Origin of the sequence: Sphingopyxis selenitireducens (genome assembly GCF_051550705.1) — a bacterium.
GTDB lineage: Bacteria > Pseudomonadota > Alphaproteobacteria > Sphingomonadales > Sphingomonadaceae > Sphingopyxis.
Genome location: NZ_JBPULG010000004.1, coordinates 408468 through 434602 on the forward strand (window position 1 = coordinate 408468; position 26135 = coordinate 434602).

24 protein-coding genes are annotated in these 26135 nt (G+C 65.0%); 21 read left to right on the forward strand and 3 right to left on the reverse strand.

Going from position 1 to position 26135, the window contains the following annotated elements; all coding sequences use genetic code 11:
• Positions 1–73: 73 nt before the first annotated feature.
• The 4 genes from ACSYDV_RS15245 to ACSYDV_RS15260 all read left to right on the forward strand — a co-directional run bounded on the left by ACSYDV_RS15245 (position 74) and on the right by ACSYDV_RS15260 (position 6265).
• Complete coding sequence (locus ACSYDV_RS15245; protein WP_438324658.1) at positions 74–859, forward strand: ImuA family protein; 786 nt, start codon at positions 74–76, stop codon at positions 857–859.
• Entirely contained in the window at positions 777–2552 is a 1776-nt protein-coding gene (locus ACSYDV_RS15250) for a DUF6504 family protein (RefSeq protein ID WP_438324659.1), read from the forward strand. Before ACSYDV_RS15245 ends, ACSYDV_RS15250 begins: the two co-directional genes overlap by 83 nt.
• Positions 2549–5758: an error-prone DNA polymerase gene (locus tag ACSYDV_RS15255; RefSeq protein ID WP_438324660.1), complete on the forward strand. Its 3210-nt coding sequence runs from the start codon at positions 2549–2551 to the stop codon at positions 5756–5758. Before ACSYDV_RS15250 ends, ACSYDV_RS15255 begins: the two co-directional genes overlap by 4 nt.
• Positions 5759–5944: 186 nt before the next feature.
• Positions 5945–6265 carry a DUF736 domain-containing protein gene (locus tag ACSYDV_RS15260; RefSeq protein WP_438324661.1) on the forward strand — a complete coding sequence of 107 codons (321 nt, stop codon included), beginning with the start codon at positions 5945–5947 and terminating at the stop codon, positions 6263–6265.
• Positions 6266–6273: 8 nt separating this feature from the next.
• Here the strand turns inward: ACSYDV_RS15260 and ACSYDV_RS15265 are convergent, their stop codons facing one another.
• The 3 genes from ACSYDV_RS15265 to ACSYDV_RS15275 are packed head-to-tail and all read right to left on the reverse strand — an operon-like array spanning position 6274 to position 9159.
• Positions 6274–7401, reverse strand: coding sequence for a hypothetical protein (locus ACSYDV_RS15265; RefSeq protein ID WP_438324662.1), 1128 nt, complete (start codon positions 7399–7401; stop codon positions 6274–6276).
• Positions 7398–8252, reverse strand: a complete 855-nt coding sequence (locus ACSYDV_RS15270; RefSeq protein WP_438324663.1) for a hypothetical protein — start codon at positions 8250–8252, stop codon at positions 7398–7400. The genes ACSYDV_RS15265 and ACSYDV_RS15270 overlap by 4 nt, the downstream gene beginning before the upstream one ends.
• Positions 8245–9159 carry a hypothetical protein gene (locus ACSYDV_RS15275; protein WP_438324664.1) on the reverse strand — a complete coding sequence of 305 codons (915 nt, stop codon included), beginning with the start codon at positions 9157–9159 and terminating at the stop codon, positions 8245–8247. The genes ACSYDV_RS15270 and ACSYDV_RS15275 overlap by 8 nt, the downstream gene beginning before the upstream one ends.
• Before the next feature lie 285 nt (positions 9160–9444).
• On the opposite strand from ACSYDV_RS15275, the gene ACSYDV_RS15280 reads away from it, so the two are divergent.
• The 17 genes from ACSYDV_RS15280 to ACSYDV_RS15360 all read left to right on the forward strand — a co-directional run bounded on the left by ACSYDV_RS15280 (position 9445) and on the right by ACSYDV_RS15360 (position 26078).
• Positions 9445–9609: a hypothetical protein gene (locus ACSYDV_RS15280; protein ID WP_162928261.1), complete on the forward strand. Its 165-nt coding sequence runs from the start codon at positions 9445–9447 to the stop codon at positions 9607–9609.
• Positions 9610–9732: 123 nt separating this feature from the next.
• The gene (locus ACSYDV_RS15285) at positions 9733–10221 is read left to right on the forward strand and encodes a hypothetical protein (RefSeq protein WP_438324665.1); all 489 of its coding nucleotides are present in this window, start codon (positions 9733–9735) and stop codon (positions 10219–10221) included.
• A gap of 263 nt (positions 10222–10484) precedes the next feature.
• On the forward strand, positions 10485–10796 hold the full coding sequence (locus tag ACSYDV_RS15290) for a DUF736 domain-containing protein (RefSeq protein WP_058802367.1): 312 nt from the start codon (positions 10485–10487) through the stop codon (positions 10794–10796).
• A 183-nt stretch (positions 10797–10979) separates the two neighbouring features.
• The gene (locus ACSYDV_RS15295) at positions 10980–11189 is read left to right on the forward strand and encodes a transcriptional regulator domain-containing protein (protein ID WP_082396360.1); all 210 of its coding nucleotides are present in this window, start codon (positions 10980–10982) and stop codon (positions 11187–11189) included.
• A 169-nt stretch (positions 11190–11358) separates the two neighbouring features.
• Positions 11359–11763 (forward strand): DUF2285 domain-containing protein, encoded by a 405-nt coding sequence (locus ACSYDV_RS15300; RefSeq protein ID WP_438324817.1) that lies wholly within the window; start codon positions 11359–11361, stop codon positions 11761–11763.
• Positions 11764–11891: 128 nt separating this feature from the next.
• Complete coding sequence (locus tag ACSYDV_RS15305) at positions 11892–12134, forward strand: helix-turn-helix transcriptional regulator (RefSeq protein ID WP_037553423.1); 243 nt, start codon at positions 11892–11894, stop codon at positions 12132–12134.
• A complete protein-coding gene (locus ACSYDV_RS15310; protein ID WP_438324666.1) occupies positions 12134–12655 on the forward strand; it encodes a DUF2840 domain-containing protein in 522 nt (173 codons plus the stop codon). The genes ACSYDV_RS15305 and ACSYDV_RS15310 overlap by 1 nt, the downstream gene beginning before the upstream one ends.
• Complete coding sequence (locus ACSYDV_RS15315; RefSeq protein WP_438324667.1) at positions 12652–13242, forward strand: S26 family signal peptidase; 591 nt, start codon at positions 12652–12654, stop codon at positions 13240–13242. The genes ACSYDV_RS15310 and ACSYDV_RS15315 overlap by 4 nt, the downstream gene beginning before the upstream one ends.
• Positions 13239–13571, forward strand: a complete 333-nt coding sequence (locus ACSYDV_RS15320; RefSeq protein ID WP_039579016.1) for a DUF736 domain-containing protein — start codon at positions 13239–13241, stop codon at positions 13569–13571. The genes ACSYDV_RS15315 and ACSYDV_RS15320 overlap by 4 nt, the downstream gene beginning before the upstream one ends.
• Positions 13572–13576: 5 nt before the next feature.
• On the forward strand, positions 13577–14290 hold the full coding sequence (locus tag ACSYDV_RS15325) for a lytic transglycosylase domain-containing protein (protein WP_438324818.1): 714 nt from the start codon (positions 13577–13579) through the stop codon (positions 14288–14290).
• A gap of 214 nt (positions 14291–14504) precedes the next feature.
• A complete protein-coding gene (locus ACSYDV_RS15330; protein WP_438324668.1) occupies positions 14505–15593 on the forward strand; it encodes an IS110 family RNA-guided transposase in 1089 nt (362 codons plus the stop codon).
• A gap of 513 nt (positions 15594–16106) precedes the next feature.
• Positions 16107–17852: a relaxase/mobilization nuclease domain-containing protein gene (locus ACSYDV_RS15335; protein WP_438324669.1), complete on the forward strand. Its 1746-nt coding sequence runs from the start codon at positions 16107–16109 to the stop codon at positions 17850–17852.
• Positions 17853–17865: 13 nt separating this feature from the next.
• On the forward strand, positions 17866–19836 hold the full coding sequence (locus ACSYDV_RS15340) for a conjugal transfer protein TraG (RefSeq protein ID WP_438324670.1): 1971 nt from the start codon (positions 17866–17868) through the stop codon (positions 19834–19836).
• Positions 19833–20261 carry a CopG family transcriptional regulator gene (locus ACSYDV_RS15345; RefSeq protein WP_438324671.1) on the forward strand — a complete coding sequence of 143 codons (429 nt, stop codon included), beginning with the start codon at positions 19833–19835 and terminating at the stop codon, positions 20259–20261. Before ACSYDV_RS15340 ends, ACSYDV_RS15345 begins: the two co-directional genes overlap by 4 nt.
• Before the next feature lie 702 nt (positions 20262–20963).
• Complete coding sequence (locus tag ACSYDV_RS15350) at positions 20964–21470, forward strand: RNA polymerase sigma factor (protein WP_438324672.1); 507 nt, start codon at positions 20964–20966, stop codon at positions 21468–21470.
• Positions 21467–22510: a FecR family protein gene (locus ACSYDV_RS15355; RefSeq protein ID WP_438324673.1), complete on the forward strand. Its 1044-nt coding sequence runs from the start codon at positions 21467–21469 to the stop codon at positions 22508–22510. The genes ACSYDV_RS15350 and ACSYDV_RS15355 overlap by 4 nt, the downstream gene beginning before the upstream one ends.
• Positions 22511–22601: 91 nt before the next feature.
• The gene (locus ACSYDV_RS15360; protein WP_438324674.1) at positions 22602–26078 is read left to right on the forward strand and encodes a TonB-dependent receptor; all 3477 of its coding nucleotides are present in this window, start codon (positions 22602–22604) and stop codon (positions 26076–26078) included.
• Positions 26079–26135 lie beyond the last annotated feature (57 nt).

The window sequence follows — 26135 nt, forward strand, 5'->3', positions numbered from 1 at the left end:
TCCACAGCGGCCCGCCGCAGGTCGCTTGACGCGCGTTGCCGCAGGGTGGAACATATAGGGAACATTTGAGTCGATGAACCCTATGACCGCACCGCCTTTTTCTTCGTCCCGGCCATGTGCCGAGGAACTTGCCGCGCTTCGCGATGCGGTGACGCGCGCCCAGTCGGCGCGCGGGCCGGTGCTGCCGTTCGGGGTCGGTCCGCTCGATCATCTCCTCGCCGGCGGCGGGCTCGACGGGGCCGGCCTGCACGAGGTCGCGGGCGCGTCGGCGAACTGGAGCGACGATGCCGCGGCAACATTGTTCGCCGCCGGGATCGCCGCGCGCTTCGCGGCGGCGCCCGGCGTTTCGGCACTCTGGGCGCTGACGCGCTTCGATCTTTACGCCCCGGGGCTGGAGCAGGCGGGTCTGGGCCCCGGGCATATCCTCTATGCGCAAGGCAAGACCGATAAGGAGTTGCTCGCCATGTGCGAGGACGCGCTGCGCGACGGCTCGCTGGCGTGCGTCGTCGCCGAGGTGAAGGCGGCGGACCAGACCGCGACACGGCGGCTGCAACTCGCGGCGACGGAAGGCAAGACCCCGATGCTGCTGTACCGCCGCTACCGCCGCTACGGCCAATGCCCGCTCGTCGACCTTTCGCTCGCCTGCACGCGCTGGCGTATCGGTGCGCTGTCGTCGTCGCGTCTCGATGCGCCGGGTGTGGGGCGCGGGCGCTGGTCGGTCGAGCTCGTTCGCCAGCGCGGCGGGCCGCCTTTCTCCCTCGAACTGGAGGCGTGCGATGACCAGGGTCGCCTCGCTCTACCTTCCGCAACTGCCGATCGAGCGGTTGCGACGGGCAGAGCGGTCCAATACGCCGCCTGACGTCGCGCGGGCCGGTCCGCGTTTCCCGGAACCCGTTGACGACAACCCCGGTGCCTGCTCGGTGCCGCGCGGCGGCGGCTGGCGACCGGGCGCCCGCTGGGCGCAGGAAACGTCAGCGCTGCCCGCGCACCGGCAGCCGGCAATGCGTGAGCTTGGGCGGCGCAGCGAAGCGGCGGCGCCGGTTTTCCGCACCCTGCGGAGCGATGACGGGGCCGCCACCGGCGCCGCGATTCCGCTGCGGCCGGTGCTCTGGGGACCGCGCCCCACGATTCTGGTCGTGCGGACCGGGCAGCGCGACCTCGTCGCTGCCGCCTGTCCAGCCGCGCTCGACCTCGGTCTTTCGCCCGGGATGGCGGCGGCGCATGCGCGGGCGCTCGTTTCCGACCTCGAGATTTGCGACGCGAACTCCGAGGCGGATCGCGCCTGGCTCGATCGTCTCGCCCTTCACGCTGCCCGTTACTGGACGCCGAGCGCTGCGGTATCGGGCAGCGACGGCCTCTGGCTCGACCTTTCCGGCACCACGCATCTGTTTGGCGGCGAAGAACGGTTTGCAGCGCGGCTGCTCGGCTTTCTGCGGCGCCTCGGTTTCACCGCGCGTGTCGCGATCGCCGGCACGCCGGGCGCCGCGCACGCGCTCGCGCGCTATGGCGGCGCGGGCGTGCGGATCTTGCCGGAAGGGGGCGAGGGCGAGGCGCTCGCGCCATTGCCGCTCGCGGCGCTCCGGCTGACGCCGGACGCGCTCGCCGCCGCGGCGCGGTTCGGGATCGAGCGGGTCGCCGACCTTTATCCGATGCCCCGCGCGCCGCTCGCGCGGCGCCTCGGGCGTGCTGCGGTCGAGCGGCTCGACCAGGCACGCGGGCATGTACCCGAGCCCATCGTGCCGGTCGTCCCGTTCGAAATGCCCGAGGCGCGGCGCTCGCTCCTCGAGCCGATCGGGACGGCCGAGGCGATCGAACAGGTGATCTCCGATCTTCTCGGCGATCTCGTGCCTCAGCTCCGCGGGCGCAGCCTTGGCATCCGGAGCCTCGTTCTGCGCTGCGACCGCGTCGACATGGCGCAGCAGCTCATCACCATAGGGACCGCGCGGGCGACGCGCGATGCGAAGCATCTGCTTCGCCTCTTCAAGCTCCGGATCGACCGGATCGAACCCGGGCTCGGGATCGAAGCGATGGCGCTTGCGGCGCCGCAGGTTGAGGCGCTCGCGCCCGAAACGATCGGCACGGGATTCGACACCGCACGCCAAGCGCCCGACCTCGCGCCGCTCGTCGATGCGCTGGCGGGCCGGGCCGGCGAAGCGGCCCTGTTCCGCCTGTCGGCCATCGAAAGCGATGTTCCGGAACGCGCGATTGGCCGCGCCGACCCCTTGGCGAAGCCCGCCGGATGGCCGATCTGGGCGCGGCCCGTTCGGATGCTGGCGCGGCCCGAAGCCCTGTCGGGCGTCGTCGCCCTGCTCCCCGATCATCCGCCGCGCCGCTTCGCATGGCGCGGGCGGATCTATCGTGTCGTCGCGGGTGACGGGCCCGAACGTATCCATGGCGAATGGTGGCGGCGCGTCGGCGAGATGTGGGCGGTGCGCGACTATTTCCGGGTCGAGGCGGAAGGCGGCGAGCGCTTCTGGCTGTTCCGCCGCGGCGACGCGCAAGAGCAGAATACTGGCGACCTCAGCTGGTATATGCACGGCGTCTTTGGATGACGGCTCCGCGGGCAACCTATGTCGAACTGCAGGTCACGAGCCATTTCTCCTTTCTGCGGGGGGCGTCTTCGCCCGAAGAACTGTTCGCGGCCGCTTCGCTCCTCGGCCATTCGGCCCTCGGGCTCTGCGATCGCGGCAGCGTCGCCGGCATGGTGCGCGGCCTCTCGGGACAGGAGGCGACCGGGGTCCGGATGATCGCGGGATCGCGCGTCGATCTGCGCGATGGCCGGTCGCTCTTGCTCTATCCGAAGGACCGCGCGGCCTGGTCGCGGATGACGCGCTTGCTCTCCCTCGGCAAGGCGCGCGGCGGCAAGGGCCAATGCTGGCTCGACTGGCCCGACCTTGCGGCATGGGCCGAGGGGCTGGTGGCCATATTGGTCCCGGGCGAAGCCGACGAGCGGACGCGCCTCGATCTGGGCGAACTGCGGGAGGCCTTCGGCCAAGACGCCCATCTGGCATTGTCGCTGCGGCGCCGCCCCGGCGACTTTGCGCGGCTGCGCGCGCTCGATGCCTTGGCGCGGGGCGTCGGCGTGCGCAGTGTCGCATGCGGCGACATCCTCTATCATGCACCCGAGCGCCGCCCGCTGCAGGACGTGCTGACCGCCATCCGCGAGAAGACCACGATCGATGCGCTCGGCTTCAAGCGTGAGCGCTTCATGGACCGCGCCTTGCTCTCGCCCGTGGAAATGGAAAGGCGCTTCGCGCTCTTTCCCGACGCGATCGCGGCGACCGCCGACATCGCGGCGGCGTGCCGCTTCGATCTCGCCGAGATCAAATATCAATATCCCTATGAGGAAGTCATGGCCGGCCGCACCGCACAGGAGGCCTTGGCTGCACTGACCGAAGAGGGCGCCGCGCGCATGTTCCCGGACGGCGTGCCGCCTGCCTATCGCAAACAGATCGATCATGAGCTGCGCCTGATCGGCCAGCTCGGCTATGCGCCCTATTTTCTGACCGTGAACTCCATCGTCGCCGAAAGCCGGCGTCGCGGCATCCTGTGCCAAGGCCGCGGCTCGGCGGCGAACAGCTGCGTCTGCTTCCTGCTCGGCGTCACGTCGATCGACCCGATCAAGCATGAGCTGCTCTTCGAGCGTTTCGTCTCGGGCGAGCGCAAGGAGCCGCCCGATATCGATGTCGACTTCGAGCATGAGCGGCGCGAGGAAATCATCCAGTGGATCTACGAGACCTATGGGCGCCATCGCTCGGCGCTGACCGCCGTGGTCACGCGCTACCGCACCCGCGGCGCGGTCGCCGAGGTCGGCAAGGCGCTCGGCCTGCCGCGCGATTTGACCAAGATGCTGACCGGCCTCGTCTGGGGCTGGTCGATGGACGGCATCCCCGAAGAACGGATCGCCGAACTCAACCTTAACGCCGACGATCACCGGCTGCGGTTGACGCTCGACCTCGCGCGCCAGCTGATCGGTACGCCGCGCCATCTCTCGCAGCATCCCGGCGGCTTCGTGCTGACCGAGGAAAGGTTGGACGATCTCGTGCCGATCGAACCCGCGCGCATGGAAGACCGGCAGATCATCGAATGGGACAAGGACGATATCGACGTCCTCAAGTTCATGAAGGTCGATGTCCTCGGGCTCGGCATGCTCGGGTGCATGAACCGGGCGTTCAACCTGCTCCGCGAGCATAAGGGCGTCGATGTCGGCATGGCCGACCTGCAGGATGACGATCCCGCGGTCTATGGCATGATCCAGAAGGCCGACACGCTCGGCGTCTTTCAGATCGAGAGCCGGGCGCAAATGTCGATGCTGCCGCGCATCAAGCCCAAATGCTTCTACGATCTTGTGATCGAGGTCGCGATCGTGCGCCCTGGCCCGATCCAGGGCGACATGGTGCATCCCTATCTTCGCCGCCGCGAGGGCAAGGAGAAACCCGAATATCCGAGGCCTGAACTGCGCGCTGTCCTCGAGAAGACCTTGGGCGTCCCGCTGTTTCAGGAGCAGGCGATGAAGGTCGCGATCGTCGGCGCGGGCTTCACGCCGGCCGAGGCCGACCAGCTTCGCCGGGCGATGGCGACCTTCAAGCTGACGGGCGGCGTGTCGCATTTCTACGACAAGCTCGTCGGCGGAATGGTCGAGCGCGGTTATCCGAAAGATTTCGCCGAGCGGACCTTCAAGCAGATCGAGGGATTCGGGAGCTACGGCTTTCCCGAAAGTCATGCCGCGTCCTTCGCCAAGATCGCCTATGCCTCCTGCTGGATGAAGCATCATCATCCCGACGTCTTTTGCGCGGCTTTGCTCAACGCGCAGCCGATGGGCTTTTATGCGCCCGCGCAGATCGTGCGCGATGCGCGGAACCATGGCGTCGAAGTGCGGCCCGTCTCGATCAATGAGAGCCATTGGGATTGTACGCTGGAGGCGAGCGGCGGGCGCTATTTCGCGGTGCGCCTTGGATTTCGCCAGGTGCGTTCGCTTGCGAATGTCCATGGCGCCGCGATCGTCGGCGCGCGCGGCGACTTGCCCTATGACTGTGTGGAGGATGTGTGGCGGCGCGCGGGCGTGCCGCGCGCCGCGATCGAGCGGATTGCCGAGGCCGATGGCTTTGCCTGCCTGTCGGAGGATAGGCGGCAGGGGCTTTGGAAGGTGCGAGGGCTGGGGGAAGCGCCGCTGCCGCTGTTCGCGGCGGCGGACGCGCGGGATATCAGCTTCTCGCCCGAAGGGCTCGAGCCCGTGACCGCGCTTCGGCCGATGACCGAGGGCCGCGAAGTGGTCGAGGATTATCGCACGCTGCAGCTATCGCTGCGCGCACATCCGTTGCGTTTCTTGCGCGACGAGCTCGACGCGATGGGGATCGTCCGCTGCGCCGATCTTCCGCATATTCGCGACGGCCGCAACATCGAGGTCGCCGGGGTGATCCTGGTCCGGCAGCGGCCGGGCTCCGCGAAGGGCGTGCTGTTCGTGACGATCGAGGACGAAACGGGCATCGCCAACGGCATCCTCTGGCCCGACCGCTTCGATATCTACCGGCGAGCCGTCATGTCGGCGTCGATGATCGCGCTGCGAGGCCGGCTCCAGAAGGAAGGCGAGGTGATCCATATCATCTGCGACCGGGTCATCGATCATGATGCGATGTTGCGGACGGTCGGACGGAGCGACCTTTCCATAGCGCCCGGGCGCGGCGACGGGGCGCGAAACGGAGGGGGGCCGGACTCGCGCGAGCCCGCGCTGCGCGTCCGGAGCCATGACTTTCACTGATGGTGGCCAAATGCTCCGGTTGCAGGACCACTCCCTCCTTGGCTGCCTGACTGCGGGCCTCGGCTCGCCTCATGCCGTCAACCCCCTGCGGGGGTTCGCCCTCGCGTACCGCTCGGTGACGGCGGCTCGCGGGCCCTTCGGTTGGCGCCATCGGGGATGGTCCCGAGCAACCCAAGGAGACACGACATGGCCACCATCACAAATCTCACCGTCAAGGCCGACGGCAGCTTCGAAGGCACGCTGACGACCCTTCTGGTCACCGCGCCGATCGCGATCGTCCCGAACGGCCGCAAAGTGAAGGACAATGAGCCCGACTTCCGCGTGATCGCGCGCAAGAATGGTTATGAGGTCGGCGCCGGCTGGACCCGCACCTCGCAGTCGAACGGCACCGAATATGTCTCGGTCACCCTCTCGGCCCCCGAATTCGGCACGATCTACGCGAACATCGCGAACGCGCCCGGCGACGATCCGATGAAGAAGGTGCTTATCTGGAACCCGCCGAGCTGACGGATCGATCAGGCCCCGCCTTCGGGCGGGGCCTTTTTCGCCGCTTTCTTGTCGGGCAAGACCTCGTGGAAGGCATCGGTCATCCAGCCCTCGCGCTCACCGATATGCTTGTCCCAGAAGGCGCGCATCGCCTTGAGCCGCTTCTCGGCGAGATAGGGCTCGGTGAGATGTTCGAACATATTGTGCTGGGGAACGGGTACGGGCGATGCGCGCCAGACGCCGAACAGCACGACCGACAGCGTCTGGAACACCGCAAACAGCAGGAAGTGGGCACGGTCGAGATCGTGGATGGTGAGACCCGACCGAAGCCTGGCCGCTTGCGCGCGCGAAAAGGCATCGGCGGCATGCGCGATGCTCTTGTTGCGCAGCGCCTTGATGTCGGGAAGCGGCGGCCTTGCCATCAGCTCGTCGAGGCTATCGAAAAAGGCCTCGCCAATCAGATCGCCGCGCGCCCGGTTCTCGGGGGCAACCCCCGACAATTGGTCGAACAACTCATGTTCCATCCGCGCCTGGTCGAACCCTTCGGGTCCCGACAGGCTGAGGCTCGCGCGCCGTGCCTTGCCCGGATTGGCCGCCATTTCGGCGGCCAGCCGCGCGAGCTCGGCCGCCTGCAAGGCCGCATAATCATAGGGCAGCGCATCGCGGCACACGAAATTCTCGCGCGTGATGAGGTCACGCGCAGCGCGCATCTCGTCGACCATCCGTGGGAGTGAGATCACGGCCTTCTTCGGCTGGTTCGCCGGCGCTTTCTCAAGCAGCCGCGTGATGGCGATCACCTGTCCGGCAAGATAGCCGCGGTCCAGCATCATCGCGATGAGCGGCGCGGTCGAGCCGCGGGTGCCGTCGTCATCGGCGAATTGCCGTGCCTCGTTCGCCGTGCGCCAAGCTATGTCGAACCACATCATGTCGGCGAACTGCCCGGCGAGGGATGCGTCGGGATCGCGCTCGAACAGCTCGGACCAGTGCTGGAGTTTCTCACGAAACGCTTCGAGCGAGGGCTTCTCGCTGACGTCGCAGGCGTCGATCGGATAGCGGAAGATTGACGGATGCTGGCGTTCGGGGACCGCCGGTGCCGCCTTGGCGACTGGCGCCGCCGCCTTGTCGTCGCTTCCCGCGACACCCCGTGGCGCCATCACGCAGCTGCCTTTGCGTCGAAAGCCTTTACGCGCTTGCGCGCCTTGCGGGCGCCCTTGCGCATCAGCGGAAGCGCCGCGATCGCCCCACAAAAGTCCGGATCGTTCACCACCTTGTCGGGCGCAGGGCTGCGATATGGCTTCGCGGCCTTCAGATAACGCTTGCGTAGCCAAAGATATTTGCGCGCCACGCGTGGATCGGCATGTTTGAGGCCTTTCCGGATCAGCCGCGCGATCCGGGCGAGATAGTCGGGATAAGCGTCCTGTTCACAGCCCATTGCTACAACCACCTGGTCAAAAGACAGATAGTCGATGAACAGCCAGCCGTCCTTGTCCTCGTCGAGGAAGGCCCGGACATAATTCTCTTCCTGCGGGCCTGTATGTCCCGGCTGGCGGTAAGTCCGAGCCATCTTCAGCACCTCACGATCAACGATCACGCGGGGAAAGCACGCGGTGCGCGATTCCAGCTCGTAGGCCTTGACCATTGCCGGTCCGACGATGTGTCCCTTGTCGTGAAGCAATTTCCCCACGGTCACGGCGCCGCGCAGGAGAAATCCCCGATCGGCGAGCAGCACGACGGTGCGGGCGATCGCATCGATCATCCAGAACACGGCCGAGGTCTCTTCGACCTTATAGGACAGCACGAGCGAGTCCGAGAATTGCGTAACGCGCTCGCTCTTTGAAAGCCCTGGCTCGACCGTCTGGCCCACCTCGTCGAGCGCCGCGACGAGGCGTTCGAGCGCCACCGCGTCGCGCTCGGTCTCGGCCACAACCTCCTTGAAGGCGAGGAAGTCGAGGAACAGGATCAGCCGCTGCTCATAGGCAGGCGCTTTTGTCTTTGCGGGTTTAGCCAAGGTCGAGTCCCTGTCGTTGGCGGGTGCCGGTGGAGCTATTTATATAGCGATTGTTTCGCGCGCCGAGGAGGGCGACGAGAAGCCGCGACACCAGCCCGCTCATCTCAAGCGTCAGGTTTCCCCGTTCCCCGACCCCGTGAAGCGCGAAGCCGAGCGGCTCGCCCATGAAAAGAGCCTCATGGATCGCGGGATTGCGCATCGCCGCTACCGGTGCGCCGCCCCCGGCTCCTGGATCGGCCCACGCCGGAATCGGCATGCCGAGCCAGTCGCACATCCAAGCGATGCGCTGCGAATGCGTGAGGTTTCTGGCTGGCGGGTTCAGCGATTTGGCGAGGGCGAAGCAGGCGTCGAGAGCGGTATAGAGAAGCAGGAAGCGCTCATGCTGAAGATGGCGCGGATTTTGGCTCAGGAAGAGGGCATGGACGGCCGCGGCCCAAATGCGCGCTCTCTCGGGGAAGGCCAGGTTGTCGATCCAGAAGGCCTCGGCGAGTTCGATCGATTTTGGCAGGCTGCCGCCCAGCAGAACAAAATCGACGAGGACGCCGGGCTCGATGGGGGTCGAATCGAGAAATCCTGCCTCGGTGATCGTGAACCGCATCCCGCTGAAGAAGGACAGACTCCATACATGGAAGTTGACCGGATCGAGATCCGGCGCGGTGGCATGGACGATGTCGTGCGTTTTCGGCAGGCCGAAGACGCGCGCGGGATAGGGACGGATGCTGGTCCCACCGCCGAGATGATCCACAGGCTGAAGCGGCGCATAAATCCATCTACCGTCGCGCCAATCGTCCTCCCCGACATCCTTCATCCGCTCTTCGAGTCCGTCGCGGGTCGCAATCGACACCGGTCCGACCGTCATATCGAGCGGCCGCGGATAGTATCCGAACTCGCTGTGCTGACCCGCCATTACGTCATTCTCCCTGTTCTTTGCGCACGCCGGGACGACGGGGCACACCGATTGTGGTCCGGGCGGAAGGCGTAAGGGCCTCTCGTCCCCCGCGAAACCGTACCCGCTCTCGATAGCCGCTGATCCCTGGGCGCGGAGCCGGGCCTCCTTCAATCAACCCGTGAAGGGTCCGCTACGCTTCGCGTGCGGCCGCAGCCTTGCTGCGGTGATTGCGGCCCGCCCCCGGCCGGCGGGGCGACTGTCGAGCGGGAACGGTCCCGCTCCGAAAGGACAGGAGCCGAACCCATGCCGCTTTCCACCGCTCAATCGCTCGGCTGGAGCCTCGCCCGCACGATGATGACGATCATCGTCCTTATCGAAACGACAAAAGGCTATGCGGTGATGCCCATCGAAGAGTTCGACGGCGACCCCGAACACATCGTGTGCGAATATGACCCGTTCAACCGCTGAGCCCGCAAAATTTGCCCCGCGATGGTTCCAGTTCCGGTTCCGTCGCGGGCGGCCGTCTGCTAGATTGATAGTGCAGACCGCGCTGTGGTGGTGGTGGAGAGCGCGTCCCCAAGGAGGACGCTCGTGACTTTCATGCTTATCCTCGGCGCTGCCGCAGGCCTCTATCTCATCTGGCTTCTGTTCCGGCTGGCGGCCCTCGCGCTGCCGCTTGGCACCGGCATCGCTCTCGCCTTCGAACTTCAGGACCGCGGCTATGGCATTGGCGCTGCCCTTGCGATGGCATTTTTGGCGGGGCTCCTGCTCCATCTTGCTGGACGGCACCTCTATGCCCACGGTGGATCGACATTGCTGCGAGCCTGTATCGCAATGGTCTTCCTCCTCCCGGCGGGGGTGGCAGGCTATTACGGCATGACGGGGATCGTGCGGCTCTTTGCTACGGAGGGCATGCTGGTGGCGATCCTGCCTGTGCTCGCTGCCGTCGCCGCCGCCCTGGCGGCGGTCCGGGGACTTGATGGATCTTCGGTGGATGCAATCGGCGTCGGTGACCGGGAATGCGACGATCGCGCACCCGCGATCCCGGCCTCCGCTTCGCCCGCTTCCGACCGCCTCTGAGTCCCTCGCTCCCGCCGCAGGAACACGGTCTCTTCCCTGCGCGATCTGCCGGCAAGCCGCTGCGCTGAGCCCGCTGGCCGCAACGGCGCTCCCTGATTTTCTTCCCCCGGCGTGCCGCCGTTCCTCGCGGACCAAGAAAATCGCTGCGCTGCCGTCCTCCGCATGCGCTCCGGGCCTGCGGCTGCGGCGCGGCCTCCTTTCCGGCCACCGATGCGCATCGAGACCGCGATCCTGCGGCTCGAAAGCAAGGAAAGGACTTCAAGATGGCCAAGATCGGAACCTTCAAGAAAGCGAAGGGCGAATATCGGGGCGCAATCGCGAGCCTCGCCCTCTCGGTCGACGCGGTTCGCATCGTCCCCGAGGACAATCCCAAACCCAGTGCTCCGACCCACCGCATCTATGTCGGCGACGTCGAGGTGGGCGCAGCCTGGGAGAAGACCAGCCAGGACGACCGCACCTATCTCTCGACCAAGTTCGACGACCCGAGCTTCACCGCGCCCTTCTTCGCGCAGCTCTTCGAAGGAAGCGACGGCGACTATGACCTCGTCTGGACCCGTCCCCAGCGGCGGGACTGATCGAGCACGCCGCCCGGCCGCAAGCCGGGCGGCGATACTCTCATTTTGAGGCTTTTCACGCGGGGATTCTCCGCCGCAATGCGTTACGATGATCCTTTGCATGCCGCTAACCATGTTCCAGCAGATGCGGGCAAGCTGCTGATAGGCTTTGCTTTCATTCCTGAAGATCAGCCGGAGGTGCGAATGGATCAGGTCGTCGATTGGCAATCGCCATATTTTCCGAGAATATTCGAAACATATGATCGCGCCGATTTCGCGCAGGAGTTCCTGCGCCGAAGCCCGGCCTATCGCCGCGCCTATCGTTCGGCGGCGTTGGCGCCGACGCGGCGGCGCACCGCGCGCCTCGCTGGGCTCGCACGACGATGGGGGTTGGTCTTTCGCCCTGGACCCTGACCGATCCGTCACTGAATCCCCCGCGCTCTGGCAGCCCGAGGCCTGCGCGCATGTCGCCATCGCCGAACCGGCTCCCGACGGCTTTGCCGCGCCGCGGCTCGCCGAGCTCATCGCCTCTGCGGAAATCGCCTCCGAGATCATCCTGCCAGGCGAGTGGCATCTCGTGTTCGTGGCCGACGGACGGCGCTTCCGCCTCTGGCTTCGCCGCTTCCTCGCCGATGAACGGCTCGCCTATGTAAACCCGGCCGACCCGCACAGCGAGCTGCGGATGGCCGTGAGCCTCGCCGTACAGCGCCGCTTCTCGGCGGGCGTCACGACGCACCGCTTCCTGCGGGGAGGCGCCCCCGGACCATCCGAGCGCTGGCGTCTCATCCAGTGGCTGCGGCTCCTCGACGCCTCCGCCGAGGGGCGTTCGGCGCGTGACATCGCCGCCGCCCTCATCCTCGACGACGCCCAGGATTTCTCGGCCGCCGACTGGGACGGATCGAGCGAGCGCCGTCGCATCGCGCGCTGGCACCGCGCCGCGGTCGCGATGCGCGACGGCGGCTATCAGCAGCTGCTCGGCTCCGCCTGATCGGGACATTCCGCGCGTCGTCACTTTGTCCGTTCCTAAACCGCATCCCGATTTCCGAATGTCGCCGCCTCTCCGCCGGAGCCCGCCACGGGACCCGGCGCTGCGAACGGAGGCCCCTTTTGAGCGACATGCATACCCCCATTTCGCCGCGCTACCTCAAGACGCCCGACGCTGCGCTGCACCTCGGCCTGTCGAGCCGGACGCTCGAAAAACATCGCTGCTTCGGAACGGGTCCCGAATACCGCAAGCTCGGCGGGCGGATCGTCTACGCGATCGCTGATCTCGACGCCTGGGCCGAGATCGGCCGCAAGAAGTCGACGTCCGATCCCGGCAAGGGCGTCGTCCATCCCGCGCGCCCGGTCCGCCGCTGATGCGCCCCGCCCCCAGCATCCCGCCCGCTCTCGGCGTGCAGCCGGTCGCGGCGACCGCGAGCGGTCTCACCGACCTTGAACTGACCTGGATCGAGCAGCGGCTCGAGCATTGGCTGCGCTTCGGCCGCGTCGCCGCCGAGCGCATCGTCAGCCGCCGGACGCGGATCGTCTCCTTCCGGCCCGAGGCCGTCTTCGGCTTCGTCCGCTGGAGCGCGAACGACTTCGGCACCATCTTCTCAAGCATCTCGGTCATCGCGGCGCCCGCGGCGCGCGCCCCCTTCGCGACGCATCCTTACGTGCGCCCCGGCGGCGACATCCTGCTCCGCGTCGACGGTTGGCCGAGGGTTCAGCAGGTGCTCTCGGCGATCGATGCGATCGAGGCCGCGGGGCTCGATCCGTGCGAGACGGCGCCGGATCATTGGCGCCACATCGGCAGCCATATCGCTGCCGGCCTGCCGTTCCGGCCCTATGGTCCGGAGCGGCACCGGGCCTGGCTCCAGCGCAAGGCGATCGCGCCATGAACCGCCGCTGGCTGCGCGCGACCGCGGCGAGCGCTACGCTCTTCGCGGCGCTGTTCGTCGCGGCGGCAGCGCTCGCGCCGCAACCGCGCCTCATCTGGAACGCGAGCCCGAGCGTCCCGATCGGCTTCTACCGCGTCGATGTCGGCGCCGAGCCCGCAGTCGGCGACCTCATCCTCTTCCACCCGCCCGAGGCGGTCGCGGCGCGTCTCGCGGTGCGCGGCTATGTGCCGCGCGGCGTGCCGCTCCTGAAGCATGTCGCTGCCGGCGAAGGCGCGCTCGTCTGCCGCAGCGGCACCTTCGTGACGATCGACGGCGCGCCGGCAGCACGCGCGCGGGACGCCGACCGCTTCGGGCGGCCGCTGCCGCGCTGGTTCGGCTGCTACCGCCTGCGCGTCGGCGAACTGTTCCTCCTCAACCCCGCGCCCGACAGTCTCGACGGCCGATATTTCGGACCGCTCCCCGACACCGGCGTCGTCGGCGTCGCGCACCCGCTGCTCGTGCGCGATGCGCCCGGCGCGCCGCTGCGCTGGCGCCGTGACGCCGATCGCTCCGCATTAACCCCCGAAGGAAAGGATATGTCCTCATGATTATCGGAAGCTTTCAAACCGCTGGCGACGGCTATGCCGGACAGATCCGGACGCTGCTCCTCGATGCGATGATCGCGATCGTTCCGGCGAAGCCGAACGACGCGGAAAATGCACCGGCCTGGCGCGTCCTGCTCGTTGAAGCCGACACCGGCGTCGAGATCGGCGCCGGATGGGAACGCCGCAGCGAGCGCGCCGGATCTTATATCGCCCTGCAGATAGACGATCCGGCGCTCGCGGTTCCGCTGCGCGCCAATCTGCTCCGGTCGACGCAGAACGAGGATGAATATCATCTCCTCTGGACGCGTCCCGTCCCACGCGAACAAGCGTGAGCATCATGCATCCGGCTCGCTCGGCGCGCGTCCGCGCCGTGCGCCTCGCCTTGCTGCTGCTCTGCTCGGCGAGCGCCGCCCCGGACCGGGCATGGGGCGCGGCACCGGCGGAAGCGCCGACGGCCGCGGCCCACCCCTATGCCGCCCATGTGGCGGAGGCGTCGCAACGCTTCGGCGTTCCGGAGGTCTGGATATGGCGCGTGATGCATGTCGAGAGCCGCGGCAAGCCGCGGGCGCTCTCGCATGCCGGTGCAATGGGGCTGATGCAGATCATGCCCGCAACCTGGGCGATGCTGACGGCGCAGCACCGTCTCGGGTCCGACCCCTTCGACGTGCGCGCCAACATCCTCGCGGGCGCGGCCTATCTGCGCGCGATGTGGGACCGATATCGCGACGTTCGCCTCATGTTGGCTGCTTACAATGCGGGCCCCGGCCGCGCCGACGCCTATGCAGCGGGGCGGCGCGGCTTGCCCGCCGAGACGGTCGCCTATGTGGCAGCCATCGCGCCCGCGCTCGGTGCGCCGGCTGCTCCGTCAGCTGCGATGGCGCGGACGGCCGAACCGCCGAGCTGGCGCAGCGCGTCGCTCTTCGCCGAGCAGCGAACGGACACGCCGGCTGCAACTTCGGTGCAGCGCGGCGACGCCGCGGCTGCTGGGCCGTCGCATTCCGCGCCTGCTCCCTCGCCCCTCTTCGTCCCGCTTTCCGGGGACAATCGGTGATGGTCGTCCTCGCGATATTTGCTGGAGTGCGCGGGTCCATGGATAGGCACTGCTTGGCGTTCAGAAGGGGTTCGGGGGGATTGCCGCCGTATTTGGCGAGGACTTGGCGTTGCTTCCGATCAGCACGGCGGCTGCGCCCGATGAGAAACCTTGCGCTGCGGACGCCAGCGGCGCGACCCTCGCTCCGGTCAAACGGAAGCGAAGGAGTCGTGTGATGGAATATTTTACCGGCCTTGATGTCTCGGTCGACGAAACGGCAATCTGCGTTGTCGGCGACGACGGGAAAGTCGCGTTCGAAACCGCTGTGGAAACCGATCCGGCTGCGATCGCTGAGGCGCTGCGACCCTATGCGGATCGCATGCGCCGCGTCGGCCATGAGGCGGGATCGCTGTCGCCGTGGCTGCACACCGAGCTACTGGCGGAAGGTGTTCCAGCGGTCTGCCTCGAAACGCGTCATGTACGCGCGGCGCTGGCGGCGCAGCGCAACAAGACCGACGCGAATGATGCACTCGGCATCGCTCATATCATGCGGACCGGCTGGTTCCGTCAGGCGCATATCAAGACGGATGGCTGCTACCGGATCAGGCTGCTGCTTGTTCAGCGGCGGAATCTCAAACGCAAGTTCCTCGACCTCGAAAATGCGATCCGCCACTCGCTGAAGGTGTTCGGGATCCGGCTCGGCAAGGTCGGTCGCGGCGCCATGGAGAAGGCCGTGCGCCAGGCCGTCGCGGACGACGCGATGACCGCTGGGCTGATGGACTGCATGCTTCGGGCGCGCGCTGCGCTGTGGGCTGAGTATCTGACGCTGCACAAGCTCGTCGTGCAGCTCGCCATGCGCGACGAGCTTTGCCGGCGCTTCATGGCGATCCCCGGCGTCGGTCCGGTGACGGCGCTGAGCTTCAGCAGTGCGATCGACGACCCGCATCGCTTCCGTCGATCGCGCAATGTCGCGGCCTACTTCGGGTTGACGGCAAAGCGGTGGCAGTCGGGCACGTCGATCGATGTGCACGGTCGCATCAGCAAGGCGGGCGATCCCGATGTGCGCCGCGCGCTCTACGAGGCGGCGTCGGCGATGCTCACCCGGTTCAAGGGCAGCGACATGATCAAGACCTGGGGTCTGAAGCTCGCGAAGACGAAGTGTCACGCGAAAGCGCGTGTCGCCGTTGCCCGCAAGCTCGCCGTCGTCATGCACGCGATGTGGCGCGACGGCACCTTCTATGTCGGCGATCCGAACGCGTCGGCGGACGATATCGATACCATGAATGCGGCGAAACGGCGGCGGCTAAGTCGCGCGAACTCATGACAAACACGGCCATATCGACAGCCGGTTGACGGCTCACGAGCTCAAGGAGGTCCGCGCGAGCGGCAGAGGAATGATACAGACCAAGGAAACGGGAAGCACGATATCTTGCCTGTGGCCGCGCACAGCGGACCACGCGCGATTGCCTGTGAAGTTGCCCCGTAAATCCGATAGCGACATGTGCCGCGACGGTTCGCGCGCCGCTCAGATGCGGATCGAACACGCCGTCGATGAGCCCGGAGGACTGCACGGCGTATCAAACCTCAACCACTTCGCAGACGTTCGAAAGCCCGCGTCGAATAGTGCCCGATTACTTGCTATGAAGGAGAGATGGAAATGGCGAAATCTTGCAGAAAACGGGAGCCAAATAGGACGGCAAGATAAAAGACCTGCCAGCTCGCTGGAAGATTGTGGTTGGATTACAGCGCTTTATGCGTATGGCACCCCCCTCCGGCTGCCATATCGATCTCGGGATTTCCGAGGCAGAACAAGCGCTTACGATATGGCACCGGCGCCGTGAGCGGCGACGAGCATGATTTTCGGGCGCGGCCGGGAAGAGGACGCGACGCTGGTTCGGGATCGGCGCGGCGCGGGAAGAGGCTCGCGGCGCAGGTGCGCAAGGCAGCCGCTCGCTCGGGTTACACCCGCTCCCGTCGGGGCGGCGGCGGTCGCAGCGGGACCGGTCGGCATGGCCGCGGCCGTGCCGCGCTTGCGACGATGCGGCGGGGTCCCGCGCAGCGCCGCGTGACGGTCATGGCGCGCATCGTCCGGCACAAGGGCGCGCAGTTTCGCTCCGCTCCTCTCGCACGGCATATCGCTTATCTCGAACGCGACGGCGTCACCCGCAATGGACGCGATGCCATGATGTTCGATGCGTCTGGAGACGCCGCCGACCGCGAGGCCTTCGCCGATCGCTGCGCCGACGACCGCCATCATTTCCGCTTCATCGTCAGCCCCGAGGACGCCGAGCAGCTACAGGATCTTCGTACCTTCACCCGCGATCTCATGAGCCAGATGGAGAAGGATCTCGAGACCCGGCTCGACTGGGTGGCCGTCGATCACTGGAACACCGACAATCCGCATATCCATATACTCGTGCGCGGCGTCGCCGAGGACGGAAGCGACCTGGTCGTCGACCGCGCCTATATGTCGGAAGGCGTGCGCGGACGGGCGTCGGAGATCGCCACTCTCGAACTCGGTCCGCGAAACGAACGGGAGATCGACGCCAGTTTGGCGCGGGAGGCGGGCGCGGAGCGTTGGACCGGGCTCGACAAGCGGCTGCGCGAACGTGGCGGCGAAACCGGGATCGTCGATCTTCGCCCAGACCCGAACGCGCCGTCCGGCCGCGACCGGCATCTTATCGGACGTGCGGCGAAGCTTGAGGCGCTTGGGCTCGCGACGCGCCTTGGACCCGGCATATTCGAACTCGATCCGCGCGCCGAAACCATATTGCGCGACCTCGGCGAACGCGGCGACATCATCAAGGGCGTCCACCGCGCCATGCGCATGCAGGGCCTGTCCTTCGACGTCTCCACGCTCGCCCTTCACGGCGAGGGGGAGCGATCGGGCCTCGTCGGGCGGCTGGTCGCACGCGGCCTCGACGACGAGCTTGCTGGCTCGGCCTTCGCCATTGTCGACGGGACTGATGGACGGACCCATCGCATCAAATTCTCCGATCTCCAATGGACCGGGGACGCGAAGCCGGGCGCGATCGTTGAGCTGCGCCGCTGGGAAGGACGCGACGGCGGCGAGCATCTCTCGCTCGCCCTGCGATCGGACCTTGGGGTCGCCGACCAGATATCCGCGCGCGGTGCAACCTGGCTCGACCGCGAACTGGTCGCGGCGAGGCCCACGGCAGCAACTACTGGCTTCGGGATCGATGTTCGCCGCGCCATGGCCGCGCGCGCCGAGTTTCTCGCCAGCGAAGGCCTCGCGAGCCGTCAGAACGGCAAGCTCGTACTGGCGCCCGATCTCATCGAAACGCTGAAGCGGCGCGACCTCGAGGCGGCTTGCGAAGCCATCGCGGCACGCACCGGGCTCGCGCATCGCCCGCCGGCCAGCGGCGACGCGGTGAGCGGGACCTACCGCGAGCGCGTGCCGCTCGCCTCTGGGCGCTTTGCGATGATCGACGACGGGCTAGGCTTTCAGCTCGTGCCCTGGCGCCCGGCGCTCGACCGACACCTCGGGCAGCATGTCACCGGCACCGCCACCGCGGGCGGCATCGACTGGAGCCTTGGCCGAAATCGCGGGATCGCAATCTGAGAAAGGATGAACGATGAGCGACAGGATATTATGGGGTCAGATCTTCGCGGTGCTGCTGATCGTCCTCGCGGCAGTCTGGACCGCGACTCAATCGACTGCGGAAGCGCTCGGATTTCAGGCGGCGCTCGGCGCCCCCTGGTTCCGCATCGGTGATTATCCCGTCTATCCGCCGCCCGCCTTCTTCTGGTGGTGGTTTGCCTTCGACGCCTATGCGCCGCCGATCTTCTACCGTGGTGCCGCGATCGCCGCGTCGGGCGGGCTGCTGTCGGTTGTCGTCGCGATCAGCATGTCGGTGTGGCGTGCGCGCGAGCGCCAACGGGCCGAGACCTACGGATCGGCGCGCTGGGCGCAAGAGCGAGAGATACGGGCCGCGAACATGCTCGGGCCTGATGGCGTCATTCTCGGGCGCATGGCCGGAACCTATCTGCGCCACGATGGCGCCGAGCATGTCCTCTGCTTCGCGCCGACCCGATCAGGAAAGGGCGTCGGCCTCGTGGTGCCGACCCTGCTGACCTGGCCGGGGAGCTGCATCGTTCACGACATCAAGGGCGAGAACTGGCATCTCACCGCGGGCTTTCGCGCGCTACATGGCCGGGTGCTGCTTTTCGATCCGACGAATCCCGCATCGGCCGCCTATAATCCGCTCCTCGAAGTCCGGCGCGGCGCATGGGAGGTGCGCGACGTGCAGAATGTCGCCGACGTGCTGGTCGATCCCGAAGGAAGCCTCGAGCGTCGAAACCACTGGGAAAAGACCAGCCACGCGCTGCTCGTGGGTGCCATTCTTCATGTCCTCTACGCCGAGGAGGAAAAGAGCCTCGCCGGCGTTGCGGCCTTCCTGTCCAACCCCGAGCGCAAGATCGAGGCCACGCTGCACCGGATGAAGACCACGCTCCATTTGGGAGACCGCGTTCACCCGGTGGTCGCAGCGGCGGCGCAGGAGCTGCTCAACAAGAGCGAGAATGAGCGGTCGGGCGTACTGTCGACCGCCATGTCCTTTCTAGGTCTCTACCGCGATCCCGTGATTGCCAAGGTCACGGGACATTCCGAGTGGCGCATCGCCGACCTGATCGGGAGCGAGCGCCCGGTCTCGCTATACCTCGTCGTGCCGCCCGGCGATATCAGCCGGACCAAGCCGCTCATGCGCCTGATCCTCAACCAGATCGGGCGGCGCCTGACCGAGGAGCTAAATCCCAAGGCGCGATCGCAACGGCTGCTGTTCATGCTCGACGAATTTCCCGCGCTCGGACGCCTCGATTTCTTCGAAAGCGCGCTCGCCTTTATGGCGGGCTATGGCATCAAGGCTTTCCTGATCGCCCAGTCGCTCAACCAGATCGAGAAGGCCTATGGCCAGAGCAATGCGATCCTCGACAATTGCCACGTCCGGGTCAGTTTCGCGACGAACGATGAGCGAACCGCCAAACGGATTTCCGATGCGCTCGGTACGGCAACCGAACAGCGTGCGATGAAGAATTATGCCGGCCATCGGCTTTCTCCCTGGCTCGGCCATTTGATGGTGTCGCGCACCGAAACCGCCCGGCCGCTCCTCACCCCCGGGGAAGTGATGCAGTTCCCACCGGACGACGAGATCGTCATGGCCGCCGGCCTCGCGCCGATCAGGGCCAAGAAGGCGCGCTACTATAGCGACCGGCGCATGGCCGACCGCGTCATTCCGCCGCCCGCACCCGGTCGCGGTCTTCCCGCCGCCCACGACTGGATGGCCGACCGGGTCCAGCAACCGGTGGAGGCGAAGGCGAAGGCGGCGGAGGGCGATGACGCGGCCAATGGCGGCATTCGGCAGGAACCCGAACTTCCCGTCCATGAGGATATCGCGCCGCCGCCGCAGCGCAGCGTCAACGGCGAGTTTGATTTCAGCGATGATGGAGCACAGGCCGATGCAGCCCGGCTCCGTGCTGCGGCCGATCGGCGGATGGCGCGTGGTGCCCGGGCTGCAGCTCTTGATCCCGATGACGGGATCCAGCTATGATCCGATCGCATGTCAAACAGACATTCAGGATCGAAGCCGGCCTCTCGCGCGACCTGACGGACTTGGCCCGTCGACGCGGCCTGACGCGGACCGAAGTGCTGGAGGCTGCATTACGCTCATTTCTCTCGCCCGATCAGGAGGAAAGGATCGAAGCCCTTCTGACCCGGCGCCTCGACCGCATCGGCCGCCAGCTCGACCGCATCGAATGGCATGGCGAAATGTCGGGCGAAGCGCTGGCCCTGTTCGTCCGGCACTGGCTCACGAGCACAGCGCCCTTGCCTGATGATGCGTTGCCGGCCGCGCAGGCCAGCGGGAAGCGGCGATGGGAGGCCTTCGTCGATGCTCTGTCACGCCGGATGGAGGGCGGCCCCAAGCTAGCGGCGGAGCTTATGCGCGACGTCAGCGACCTTGATAGACACACCTAGTTGGCTCACCCAAGACGCTGGTTTGGGAGTGCACTTAAGGCCTTGGACGGTACATGGTAAAGGGCGGCTGCGAGCAGCAGGAGCGCGAGAGCCAGACATTTTGCGCAAGGAGTCCGGGCCAGCTCGATCCGGTTCTGCTCGAACCTCCAACGATCGCGATTGAACTTCGAGAAGTACGAGATTTTCCTATCATATGGAACTCAGCAATACCGCTCTCGAATTCGCCGCCCGCTGTCTGGTAAATACATCTCAGGCTGCAGCTCCCCGTCTTCCTTCATCGTCGACTATGCTCGATCGGGCTGACCGCGTCGGACCTCGGCGGTGGTAGGATCGCCGAGCTATTTGGCAATTGCGTGACCAAGGTCGCTTCGCAGGTTTGAGATGTTAGGGGCTTCGCCTCTAGTTTTCGGTGGGGCCACGGCTCGTACCCGGTTCCGTCGGAGACCGTGCAAATTGACAATAGGGACCGGTCGCAACAGCTTTTAAAGCAGTCGTGCCGGAGGCAATCAACGGCTAGACTAGGGTGTGCGTTCGGCGCGAAGCTCCGTCGCTTGTCAGATCATTTTCATGGGGCACGTCCTCCTTGGACAAATTGTTCGCGGATAAATCCGGATCGGACAGAATATTTATTCGCGGCTTCACTCCTGTATCTCGGAGGTGCTGCGTCTATTAATTCAGGAAGAGGGGGTTCAAGCGAAGACGGTGAGTGCAAACCGCACAGATCTGGATGCTTTCAACACGGCTTACCGGCCGGCGTTGGTGGCCTTCTTCGTGCGCCGTGTTCACTCGACTGTCGAAGCGGAAGATTTGACGCAGGAGGTTTTTATGCGTCTCGCCGACGCCGATCTCAAAAAAATCGAGCGGCCCGAAGCCTATCTTTTTTCCGTCGCCACCAACCTGCTCCGGGATCGGTCGCGGCGCCACCGTGTGCAGACGAACATCAAGATCGAATACGCGCAGCAGCCAGGGCTTGGTATCGAATTTCTCGATCCACACCGTGTGGCCGAAGGGCATGACATGCTGCGCGAGCTATATGCCGCGCTCGCCGAGCTACCCGAACGTACGCGTCGCATCTTCATCCTTTATCGCATCGAAAATGTGGAGAAGAAGACGATTGCCGTCGGACTTGGTATCTCCGAGAATGCCATCGAGAAGCATGTCAGGCGCGCGATGGGCTTTTTGGTTGAGCGGCTGGGGACGCGGTCGTGAACGAACTGGATCAAATCTGTTCGCCGATCGCGGAGGAGGCTGGCGAATGGTGCCGGATCATCGCCGAGCGCGCCTTGTCGCCCGCCGAAGCGGACGCGTTCGAGAGGTGGATGGATGCCGATGCCGAGCATCGCGCGGCCTTCGAGCGCGCCACCTTCATTTGGCGGGCGCTCGACGGGCGCGCGGCTCCGCCCGAGTTGGTCGCGATGCGGATGGATGCGCTGTCGGCGCTCTCGGGTCAGGATGACGCGCCGGTGCTGTCTTGGTGGCAGCGGCCGTTTGTGCTACGAACCGCAATGGGCGCGCTGGCGGCCTCGATCATCGTGGCCTTCACCTTCGCTTTTTTCCAGCCGGCGCAGCAGGCGCAGGCGGTCGTTTATGCAACCGCGCTCGGCGAGCGGCGTGTCGTCATGCTCGACGACGGGTCGCGGCTGTCGATGGATGCGGCTTCTGAGGTGTCGGTCGCCTATTCGAAGGACCGGCGCGAACTCGAGCTCAAATCCGGCCGCGCCAAATTCGATGTCGCCAAGGATCCGCTGAAGCCCTTCACCGTGGCGGCGCGGGATAAGCTCATCGTCGCTACGGGCACATCGTTCAGCGTCGAAATCCTCAATGGCGAGATCAACGTCACCTTGTTCGAAGGGCATGTCGCGGTCCTCAACCGTGCCACGCGAAAGCCCGCCGTGATACCCGCGAACGGGAAGCTTGATGCCGCCGACCAGCTTTTGCGGCCTGGCCAGGAACTGTCGCTGCCGGCGAACGGGATTGGCAAGCTTGAGGCAATTGATCCCGCCGCGGCGAGGAGCTGGGAGTCGGGGCAGCTCAGCTTCGCCGATGAACCGCTGGCGCAGGCGGTCGAGCGGATGAATCGGTATTCGCAAACCAAGTTCGCGATCGGCGATGCCACAGCTGGCCGTGTCGAGATCAGCGGAGTCTTCAACTCGGACAATGTCGAAGGTTTCGTGACCGACGTGACCAATATTTTCCCGCTTCGCACCGTGCGGCGCGGCGATGAGGTGGTGTTCGTAACGAAACGGTAATTTTTTCGTTCGCCAACTCCTGAAACCATCCCCTGCTGCGTCGGAAGGTTGGAAGGTCAACAATCGGCCTTGCACCATAAAGGGGGTTGGCATGGATACCAGTTTGATGCGGGCAATGCTTCTGGCGACGGCAAGCGTGGCGATGGTGGCGACTGCCGCCCCGACCGCCGCCTATGCGCAAGAAGCGAAGTTTCAGATCGATATCCCGGCGCAATCGATGGGCAATGCACTGCTGGCACTGGGGAAGGCGACCAAGCAGAATATCGTATTTAACGGTTCGCTTGTGAAGGGCAAACGCAGTGCTGCGGTTCGCGGGCGGTTGCGTGCGGATGAGGCTCTGGAGCAGATGCTTCGGGATTCTGGCTTGAAGATGGCGCGCGGCTCGGGCGGCGGTCTTGTAGTGCAGGCGGGAAACGGCGGAGCAAAGGCGGCCGAGGCGGTGGGTAACGGCATCCTCGTCGGCGCCGTTCGCGATCATGGCACCGGAAGCGCGCTGAAAGGGGCCCTTGTAGAGATCGTCGAGACCGGTGAGAAAACCTCGACAGGCGATCTGGGCGACTTTCGGTTTTCGCGCGTACCCGCGGGGGTTGTGATGCTGCGCATTTCTTACCTGGGTTTTCCGGAACAGTCCGAGACAGTGGCCATTGTGAGCGGCGTTACAAACGCGGCTGATATCTATCTCGGCGGCGGTGCGACTACCGAGATTGTCGTTTATGGGCAAACCTCGGCTCGCGCCCAATCGCTCAATCAAGAACGCGCTGCTGACAATACGCGGACAGTCCTCTCTGCCGACTTGCTCGGCCAGTTTAACGGCACCACCGTTTCGGAATCGCTTCGCCGCGCGCCCGGCGTCGCCTTCACCCAGGATCCGATAACCGGCAATGGTGCCAACGTGATCGTGCGCGGCATGGCGCCGGATCTCAATACGGTCACCATTAACGGCCTGAGGCTACCGGAAGGCTCGGGTACCGGGCGTTCGGCAAGTCTCGGAAATATCCTGACGGACTCGATCTCGAAGATCACGATTAACAAGACGCTGCTCGCTAGCCAGGACAGCACCGGGACGGGAGGCCTTGTAGAGATTGAAACGAAGGGCCCGCTGGATCGGCCGCGCAGATATTTCAATGTCACGGTTCAGAAGGAAGCTTTGGCCAACGACTTCCGCGATGGCGTCCTTCTGTCGGGAACCGCCTCTGCGAAGTTCGGCGCATCCGAGCAATTCGGCCTCAGTGCTTCGGTACAATACCGCAAGCAAGACATCGAACGCTTCAGCTATACGGCGAATGCGGATTATTTGACCCAATATCTCCCCCTGGATGCTAACGGCCAACCAATCCCCCGCACATCCTTCATTCCGCCAACGACGATGTTCCCGTTCGAACCGGAGGCATCCGATATTTATCCAGGCAGCGTTTCCACTTCCTACAATGGAGCCAAGACCCGTAATCTGACGATCACCCTGTCGGCGCAGGCGAAGCTCGGCGATCATACGGATCTGAAGTTCGATTACATCCGCGCATCGGACAAGCGGGACGTGTTTTCCAGCTTTCTGTCGACCTCTACATGGGCCAGTTATGAGTTGATGCCGATCGACGAGTTCGGCGGCGAACTGCGCTACGCGCTGGTGTCCGAGGACTTGCTGGCCGACTTCGCGCCCGGCTCGATTCTGGCTGCAAGGCAAACTTACAATTTCGCAGACGACGTCGAGGAACTCACGACATCATATTCTTTTCGCGGGACTTCGAAGTTTGGCGGCCTTTCACTCGACTATTCGGCAGGCATGTCGACCGGTTCACTGCGCAGCCCGTTCACGAGCTCGATGAATCTTGACACAGAATACTTCAACGGTTTGCCTCGCTCAATGTTGTCTCCGGAAGCGCTGGTGAATGTGACAAGCGATGGACGCGTCGTTCATCTCTACGCGCCGATGAAGGGGCGCGGACTTCCTCTGCCGCTCCTCAACGATGCAGGCTTTGCCTATTTTAATAATCTTGCGAACTATCCCTATCTCAATGTTTATGCACTTGCGGGCGATTCAGGGATGAACCGGCGATATTCCGGTAAGTTCGACGCAACTTATGAATTTTCCACTGGGCCGCTTCGATCGGTCAGCGCAGGCGTCTTCTTCGAGCGCGCAAAGTTTCAGTCGCGGCCATCCGTTACTCCAGATCGATATGAAGTCTTGGGCACCGGCGCCAATCTCGCTGACCTTGGGTTGAATTTCGCCGATAACGCATTGGCGCCGCTCGGCATTGCGAAAGGCTTCAACACGATAGACAGCGCAAGTGCCCGCGCATTCCTGGCTTCCATCCCGTCGCTTATGGAAGGCCTCAATCCCAATGGTCTGAGCCTTCGTAAGTTTGGCGCACAGGATCCTCGGCTCCAGCAGACCTTTACGACGGAAGAGAATTTGGCGGCGTATGTGCAGGCAAATTTCGAAATCGGAAAACTGACTGCAGTGGCCGGCGTCCGTTTCGACCGGGTCAAACTCGGGTCCCGCAACCTCTACACGCCGCAGGTCTTCGATGAGGACGGGAACTTCATCACCGATATCGGCGAGCGGTTCAGCACGCTTTATGACGATGGCGCTACGCAGAGCAAATTTCTGCCGCGCCTCGCGCTGACCTACCGCGCGAAGGAAAACCTCCTCTTCCGTGCAGCCTACACAACGGCCGTTGCGCGTCCGGTGATCGCCAATCTGTCGTCGCAACAGATCTTGAACATATTTCTGGCGCCTACCGGAGGGCCTCTGCAAAACCAGCCCACGGTCTCGGTCTATCTCGGCAATCCAGCGCTCAAGTCGTCATTTACGCGGGCCTTCGATGTTGGTGCCGAATGGTATTTCGAAGACGTCGGGCAATTCAAGGTCTCCGGCTTTTACAAGGATATCAACAATCCGCCTGATTCTGCGGTCACGATCGTGTCGATCGCCGACGCCGACCAATTGAACCTGCCGGACGACCCACGCCTCAATCCGCTTCCGGGCAATACCTATATTGAGCTGACCCAGCCCTCCAATTCGGATGAAACGGCCAAAATATACGGGGTCGAAGTTGCGTTTGAAAAGAAGCTCGGCTTTCTGCCGGGATTGCTATCGGGCCTCGGCGTCTATGCCAACTACACCTACACCAATAGCTCGCGGACCATCTCAGGCTTTTACTACTTCGATCCCGTCACAGGTGAGAGGATCAACACTCCCCTTCGCGGCATATCCTTCTCGGGAGACCCGCGCCACTCAGGCACGGCGGCGCTCACTTACACGAAGCATGGGGTCGATGCGACGCTCGCGTTTACGCAGCAGGGGCGTCGACTCAACCAAACGTCGGCCTTCGATTTGAGCCGCTATGACGAAGCGGACAGCACCTTGGACTTCCGGGCTCAATATCAATTCGACATTGCCGGCGGGACCGCGCGCGTTTGGCTCGAGGGATCGGATCTTCTGAAGGGCAAGCGTTCGCCCGACGTCGAGCAATCCTTCGGCAGTGGAAGCGGCGTAAAAGTCTATGGCGGCGGCGGGAATTTCTACGGCGGGCGCATGATCAGCGTCGGTGCATCGGTCTCCTTCTGACATGAACAGATTGAGGAAGAGCTCCGGGGTCGGCGATCTCGGCGCTCTGGCGTGGCG

Excerpts from the sequence above, each read along its gene's own strand:
- ACSYDV_RS15245 (WP_438324658.1), top strand. The coding sequence starts at position 74 with ATGAACCCTATGACCGCACCGCCTTTTTCTTCGTCCCGGCCATGTGCC.
- ACSYDV_RS15250 (WP_438324659.1), top strand. The coding sequence starts at position 777 with ATGACCAGGGTCGCCTCGCTCTACCTTCCGCAACTGCCGATCGAGCGG.
- ACSYDV_RS15255 (WP_438324660.1), top strand. The coding sequence starts at position 2,549 with ATGACGGCTCCGCGGGCAACCTATGTCGAACTGCAGGTCACGAGCCAT.
- ACSYDV_RS15260 (WP_438324661.1), top strand. The coding sequence starts at position 5,945 with ATGGCCACCATCACAAATCTCACCGTCAAGGCCGACGGCAGCTTCGAA.
- ACSYDV_RS15275 (WP_438324664.1), bottom strand. The coding sequence starts at position 9,159 with ATGGCGGGTCAGCACAGCGAGTTCGGATACTATCCGCGGCCGCTCGAT.
- ACSYDV_RS15280 (WP_162928261.1), top strand. The coding sequence starts at position 9,445 with ATGCCGCTTTCCACCGCTCAATCGCTCGGCTGGAGCCTCGCCCGCACG.
- ACSYDV_RS15290 (WP_058802367.1), top strand. The coding sequence starts at position 10,485 with ATGGCCAAGATCGGAACCTTCAAGAAAGCGAAGGGCGAATATCGGGGC.
- ACSYDV_RS15295 (WP_082396360.1), top strand. The coding sequence starts at position 10,980 with ATGGATCAGGTCGTCGATTGGCAATCGCCATATTTTCCGAGAATATTC.
- ACSYDV_RS15305 (WP_037553423.1), top strand. The coding sequence starts at position 11,892 with ATGCATACCCCCATTTCGCCGCGCTACCTCAAGACGCCCGACGCTGCG.
- ACSYDV_RS15310 (WP_438324666.1), top strand. The coding sequence starts at position 12,134 with ATGCGCCCCGCCCCCAGCATCCCGCCCGCTCTCGGCGTGCAGCCGGTC.
- ACSYDV_RS15315 (WP_438324667.1), top strand. The coding sequence starts at position 12,652 with ATGAACCGCCGCTGGCTGCGCGCGACCGCGGCGAGCGCTACGCTCTTC.
- ACSYDV_RS15320 (WP_039579016.1), top strand. The coding sequence starts at position 13,239 with ATGATTATCGGAAGCTTTCAAACCGCTGGCGACGGCTATGCCGGACAG.
- ACSYDV_RS15325 (WP_438324818.1), top strand. The coding sequence starts at position 13,577 with ATGCATCCGGCTCGCTCGGCGCGCGTCCGCGCCGTGCGCCTCGCCTTG.
- ACSYDV_RS15330 (WP_438324668.1), top strand. The coding sequence starts at position 14,505 with ATGGAATATTTTACCGGCCTTGATGTCTCGGTCGACGAAACGGCAATC.
- ACSYDV_RS15340 (WP_438324670.1), top strand. The coding sequence starts at position 17,866 with ATGAGCGACAGGATATTATGGGGTCAGATCTTCGCGGTGCTGCTGATC.
- ACSYDV_RS15345 (WP_438324671.1), top strand. The coding sequence starts at position 19,833 with ATGATCCGATCGCATGTCAAACAGACATTCAGGATCGAAGCCGGCCTC.
- ACSYDV_RS15360 (WP_438324674.1), top strand. The coding sequence starts at position 22,602 with ATGGATACCAGTTTGATGCGGGCAATGCTTCTGGCGACGGCAAGCGTG.